Below are 4,704 nucleotides of genomic sequence, written 5' to 3' on the forward strand. Positions count from 1 at the left end.
CCGGGGCTGGTTTTTATATTGCTAAAGAGAAAGGCTATTTCGCCGACTATAATATTGATGTGAAATTTACTCAGTTTGCAAACAGCGATGACATGCTTCCTGCTTTAGCTGCAGGAGAAGTCGATATTGCCGGCGGAATTTCCACGGCCTCTTTCTTCAACGCAATCGCACAAGGTATTGATGTAAAGATCATAGCGGATAAAGGACACTATTTTGATGGGAAATCTTATTTTTCGTTCGTAATACGTAATGATTTGGAAGATGAGATTCAATCCTATAAGGACTTCAAAGGAAAACGAATTGCTGTTTCATCGCGTAATGCTGTAGACGATTATATTTTTCATCGGATGCTGGAATACGCTGGTTTGACGGAAGAGGATGTCGAGTTCGTACTCATGTCTGATTTCGGAAATATGCTGGCGGCAATGGGAAATGGATCAATTGATGCCGCTCTGCAAATCGAACCGCTTATTACACAAGGGGAACAACAGGGTCTCCATAAGCGATTCGGGGATGCAACTGACTTTGCTCCAGAAGCACAAATTGCCATGGTTCTAGGCTCTCCGTCATTCGTCAATAAAGAAACCGATGTCTCCCTACGATTCATGGCTGCTTACTTGAAGGGGGTCCGTGATTATAATGATGCGTTCGTAAAAGGGGAAAACAAAGACGAAATCATCACTATCATGACAAAGCATACAGCTTTGAAAGATCCAGCGATTTGGAAGAAGGTATCTGTGACAGGACTTGATCCTGATGGGAAAATGTTCATTGAAGACATCAAGAAACAGTACGATATGTATGAGGAAAACGACGCGATTCGCGGAAACCTCGATTTTGATAAAGCAATTGATACGTCATTGACCGAAAAAGCTGTCGAGATTCTAGGAGAATACAAGTAAACAGAAACCGTCTTTCCGATTGTGGGAAGACGGTTTTTAATGAGGGTATGTTAATTTCTGCCACCTCAAGTCATCCAATATTTGGATGACTTGAGGTGGCAGAAAGCGGAAAATCTATCATTTTTGAGATATAATTCAGTATGACGATGATTTTACTTGCTAGGAAGGAGAGGAGAAAATGAGGGAATTTAGAGAAATCCAAGATTTTAAGGCTTTTACTGAGTTATCTGGAAGGTGCTATCCAGGGATGAAGCTGGATTCAAAGGAAGCGAAGGAACGGTACCAGCAACATCGGGAGAAAATGAACGAGGAAGAGAGTGTTAGGCATATTGGTCTCTTTGAGAAGGAGAGAATGGTTGGCGGATACATCGAATACGACCACCTGGTGAATATGTATCAAACAAAGATTCCTGCTTCAGGTATAGGGACTGTAGCCGTTGATTTGCCTAATAAAAAACAAGGACACGCTAAAGCCATCATTCGAAAATTTATTGAGGATGCAAAAGCTCGCCAGCGCCCACTTGTCCAATTGTATCCGTTCCAGCCATCCTTTTATAAGAAGATGGGTTTTGGCCTGGGCCCACCCATTTACACTTATAAATTTCATCCATCCCAACTTCCTGCGTTCCCTTCATCTGAGTCAGTTATCATCCTTGATGCTCAGGATAAGGAAGAAGTGAGGGCATGCTATCACCAATGGGCAGATCATACTCATGGATCATGTAGTAAAGAAATCTATGAATTTAAATTTCTGGATTTAGAAGATTATCATGCGGTCGGCTATAAAAATAACGGTAAGATCGAAGGATACATCGTCTATCAGTTTAAGCAGCGGACAGGAGACCATTTCCTGAAAAATGATCTTCATATCACGGACTTTATTACGACGTCACAAAAGGCATACCAGTCACTGATTCACTATTTACATATTCAAAAAGATCAGGTTCGTTCGATTAAACTTCCAACATTTAACGAGCAGTTCTCTTTTTTGCTTGAAGACCCCAGTCATGAAGACGAAGAGCTTATCTTCCGCATCTATCATAAGACGAGCGAGCAGGGACACGGACTGATGTACCGAATTGTTGATGTACCTTTATTTTTGAAGTCACTGGAAAAGCATTCGTTCGGTAAGGAAACCTTAAAAGTAAGGTGGAATATCTCTGACACGTTGATGAATAAAGAGCATGAGTATGTGTGGCAATTTACTGAGGGGGCTCCATCGCTAACTGAAGAAAAAGCGGATATCGACATCCATATCGGAATCGCTGATTTTTCATCCTTGATGATGGGGGCCATCTCATTAGAATCATTGATCCTCGGTGGATTGGCGCGTGTAAAGGAGACTGAGCATCTTGATCAGGCACTTCGATTGTTCGAACATTCGACGAAGCCTGAGTGCTGGTCCTTTTTCTGAAATTAGAGTTCTAAAGACCGCTGAATAAAATTCAGTGGTCTTTTTTTAACCCTTAGGTATCGAGACGTTGATGAACTTCCAAAGCCGTCCTTACCCCAGATTGCACGGCACCTTGAATCCATCCATGAAAGTCGGAGGCGTGTTCTCCTGCAAAATGGATTCTGCCCTCGGGACGGTTGATGATGTCAGGGAAGGTAGCTGCCTGGTTCGGCTTGAAGAGCGTGAAGCAACCAGCTGAATAAGGATTTAGACTCCAGCTGCAGGTGTATGCGTTCAGAAATTCATCATAGACTTGATTGCCATGAATTTTAGCGAGGTCCTGCATTGCTTGATTAATTCTTTCTGGTCCAGGCAAGGCATTCCAAAGTTTCGCATTGTCTCCCCAGCTGTAGCTGGCCAGCACGACACCAGACGTTTGCTCAGCAGAGGCGGGGCTTGGGGTATACGTAAATCGGTTGGGGAAATCCGTCAGCAGATTTGCTCCGTCTAATCCTTCCTCTTCCCAGAACTTGCGTTTGAACTCAATACCAACCTTTACTGCCGCGACGTAATGTAATTCACGGATGGCTTTCCACTTGTCAAAAGAGAACGTTTGATATGGGATGACCTCAATAAACTGGAAGACGGAAAAGGGGAGGGTGAGGATCAAATAATCGCCGGAGAAGGTATGGAACTCATTAGTCTTCATATTCCGGGTTTGAGCGATAACTTGATCACCTCGGTGGATGATTCGTACTACTTTCTCATTAAATTTTACATTGGATTCTAATTCTTTTAAGAATGATTTTGGTAACCGATCATTTCCACCTGTTATTTCGTAGAATTTGAGATCTTCATTGAAGACGGTTTGAATGATATCGAATAAGATGTTTGAAAAGGAAAGCTCTGCAAAACCTTCAATTCCAAGCATGACCTTGACCAGGCGAATCGCATTCGGAGAGAGGGAGGGGCCGATTGGATTGAAGCGTAAATAATTTTCAATCGAATACTGATCGAACTTTTTTATTAATTCCTTTTGTTCTTGAGGAGAACTGGACTGGTATAGGGTAAGAAAAGGCTGGACCGCCCCAATCAGTAACTCGGCCGCTGTTTTTCCTTTTTCGTGAGGTTCTACTGGGAAATTTAAGATATCTGGATTCTGCTCGTATAGTTCGCGTGTGGTTTTTCTTCCATTTACAAAAAGAATATCTTTTTTAGATGTATTAAGAAATTTGTTCGTCGGTAAATTGAACTTCCGGATATATTCAAACACTAGAGAATGGTTCTCCGGAATTCGCATGGCTCCGAAATCCAAATAAGCCCCAGGTGAAAAAGGTTCTCTTACCGTAAAAACTCTTCCGCCAACACGGTCATTGGCTTCAAGGATTGTTACCTTGTGACCCGCTTCTTTCAATAAGGAACCAGCCGTAAGTCCCGCCATCCCGGCACCAATAATAAGAACATTTTTAGGGTTCTCAGACTTGACCAAACCGTTACGAATGATGGCAGTCATCTCTTCCACATTCTGAATATTGGAGCGAGGCACATTATTAAATGGATGGAAGCTCAATGGCCATTCCCCCTTTACTCCTAATATTTACGTTCAATAAAGGGAATAAATTCCACCCCAGGTCATCCAGTATATGGGAATTGATGCGAATAAAAAAACTGTATCTTATGGGATACAGTTTTCTATTATTCTTTCAGATGGGCCTGAATGATATAGCGATCTGGAGCGTCACCTAAAAATTCAAAAGGGTAGCATGTTGTCAGCGTGAGCGTCGCTTCTTCTTTTTCAACAATGACCGATCGATCCTCAGCGTCTGTGACCCATGTCTTGTCGACTTCATAATCATAGTTTTGACCGTCAAAATGTACAGTCAAAATATCTCCTTCTTTTACATCACCGAGCTCAGTGAAGACTGTTTCACGATGCCCACTCAATACGGTGTGGCCTCTTTCGATATTTGGAACCGTCGTCCATTTGCTGACATACATACCGACACCACGTTTCAGTGATTGTTCATCAGCACCCCAAAACACATCAAATTGTTTTCCGATGCTGGGGATTTGGAGGGAGGCCATCTGTTCTCCTTTTTTATAATTAAAGTCCAGCGTGTTTATCTTTTTAGTAGGGGCTTTATGCAAGTTGTTTGTCTGCGCAACATCTCTCTTTTCTTTATGTATATGCTGTTTGTCAGAGTTGGCACTTACGGTTTGGCTCGTTGCAAGTTCAGAAACTGATTGTTTTCCTAGATACCATTGATAACCGCTCCAACCTGTAAGGAGTAGTCCGGCAGCCAAAATAATCGTTCCAATCCATTTCATAGAGATCACCTTCTTTTTCAAAAAAATGGTTACACGCAGTTTGGAAGGTTTATTTATATAAAGAATCACTAAAATTATTCG

Annotated in this window: 4 protein-coding genes; 2 read left to right on the plus strand and 2 right to left on the minus strand. The window is 42.1% G+C overall.

Annotated elements, in window-relative coordinates; genetic code table 11:
• Together LD39_RS08400 and eis are read left to right on the plus strand one after the other, a co-directional pair.
• Window positions 1-902, plus strand: a 902-nt coding sequence (locus LD39_RS08400) for an ABC transporter substrate-binding protein (RefSeq protein ID WP_035545144.1), incomplete at its 5' end; no start/stop codon positions are given.
• Between the two features lie 178 nt (window positions 903-1,080).
• Window positions 1,081-2,316: an enhanced intracellular survival protein Eis gene (eis, locus tag LD39_RS08405; RefSeq protein WP_035545146.1), complete on the plus strand. Its 1,236-nt coding sequence runs from the start codon at window positions 1,081-1,083 to the stop codon at window positions 2,314-2,316.
• 52 nt (window positions 2,317-2,368) lie between these two features.
• Here eis and LD39_RS08410 read toward each other — a convergent pair whose 3' ends face one another.
• Together LD39_RS08410 and LD39_RS08415 are read right to left on the minus strand one after the other, a co-directional pair.
• Window positions 2,369-3,865 carry a flavin monoamine oxidase family protein gene (locus LD39_RS08410; RefSeq protein WP_369793224.1) on the minus strand — a complete coding sequence of 499 codons (1,497 nt, stop codon included), beginning with the start codon at window positions 3,863-3,865 and terminating at the stop codon, window positions 2,369-2,371.
• A 125-nt stretch (window positions 3,866-3,990) separates the two neighbouring features.
• The gene (locus LD39_RS08415) at window positions 3,991-4,623 is read right to left on the minus strand and encodes a class D sortase (protein WP_035545147.1); all 633 of its coding nucleotides are present in this window, start codon (window positions 4,621-4,623) and stop codon (window positions 3,991-3,993) included.
• Between the last annotated feature and the right edge of the window lie 81 nt (window positions 4,624-4,704).

The organism is Halobacillus sp. BBL2006 (assembly GCF_000786645.1).
In the GTDB taxonomy this organism is placed as follows: domain Bacteria; phylum Bacillota; class Bacilli; order Bacillales; family Halobacillaceae; genus Halobacillus.